The sequence below is a fragment of the Cellulomonas sp. ACRRI genome (genome assembly GCF_022346185.1).
Lineage (GTDB): Bacteria > Actinomycetota > Actinomycetes > Actinomycetales > Cellulomonadaceae > Cellulomonas.
This window is the reverse complement of record NZ_JAKRMS010000267.1, coordinates 1-1091: the sequence shown is the minus strand read 5'-3', so window position 1 is coordinate 1091 and position 1091 is coordinate 1. Positions and strand designations below refer to the sequence as shown.

The window sequence follows — 1091 nt, the reverse complement described above, 5'->3', positions numbered from 1 at the left end:
CCCCCCCCCCCCCCCCCCCCCCCCCCCCCCCCCCCCCCCCCCCCCCCCCCCCCCCCCCCCCCCCCCCCCCCCCCCCCCCCCCCCCCCCCCCCCCCCCACTTGCTCCCGCCGCCCACCCCCGTGCCCTCCACTCCGCTCCCCGGGTGGGACGCGGCCGCGGGTCCGGCCGCGCAGAGATCGCCCGTGACCTGCGGAGACGTCGCGGATCCGGTCGTGCGTCCGCCGTGGGCGGGCGCCGCGCCCGCCGTGGGCCGCGGCGCGTCACGCGCCGCACGGTGCCCGCGACCCTCCACCGCGCTCCACCTGCGTTGACCTGCGGCGACGCCTCAACTTCACCCGAGTGCCGCCGATTCGCTCCATGCAGGTGGAGTGAAGTGGAGTACCGTGGAGCCATCGGGTGCCGCGGGGTGCCCGATCGCGCGGTCCGGGGGAGGTGGACGACGTGGGGTTCGAGCAGGCGCTGGCCGGGCTCGGCTCCTCCGTGCCCTTCCTCGGGACGCACACCCCGAAGCTGGACGACAAGGGGCGCCTGATCCTCCCGGCGAAGTTCCGCCCCCAGCTCGCCCAGGGCCTGGTCATGACCCGGGGCCAGGACCGCTGCCTGTTCCTGCTGCCGCTCGACGAGTTCGCGCGGATGCACGACAAGCTGCGCCAGGCCCCCGTGACCAGCAAGCAGGCCCGCGACTACCTCCGCGTGTTCCTGTCCGGCGCCTCGGACGAGACGCCGGACAAGCAGGGGCGCATCTCGATCCCGCCGATGCTGCGCGCCTACGCGGGGCTCGACCGGGACGTCGCCGTGATCGGCGCCGGCACCCGGGTCGAGGTCTGGGACCTCCAGGCCTGGGAGACCTACCTGGCCGAGCAGGAGGCCGGGTACGCCGAGACGGCGGAGGAGGTCTTCCCCGGCGCCTTCTGACCCGCACGACCCGCACGACCCGCACCACCCGCACGACCCGCAGCACCACCGCCCGGCGAGACCTCCCCCCGGCAGCTCTGACGCACTTCCCCGGCGTCAGAGGGCCGGTGGGGGATCTGGTCGGACGGCGGAGGGGCCGCCCGACCACCCCCGTGCCCACGACGCACCACCCCGC

1 protein-coding gene is annotated in these 1091 nt (G+C 77.1%); it reads left to right on the top strand.

The features are described from left to right. Window positions 1–481: 481 nt before the first annotated feature. On the top strand, window positions 482–916 hold the full coding sequence (gene mraZ / locus MHY85_RS21085; protein ID WP_239200429.1) for a division/cell wall cluster transcriptional repressor MraZ: 435 nt from the start codon (window positions 482–484) through the stop codon (window positions 914–916). Window positions 917–1091 lie beyond the last annotated feature (175 nt).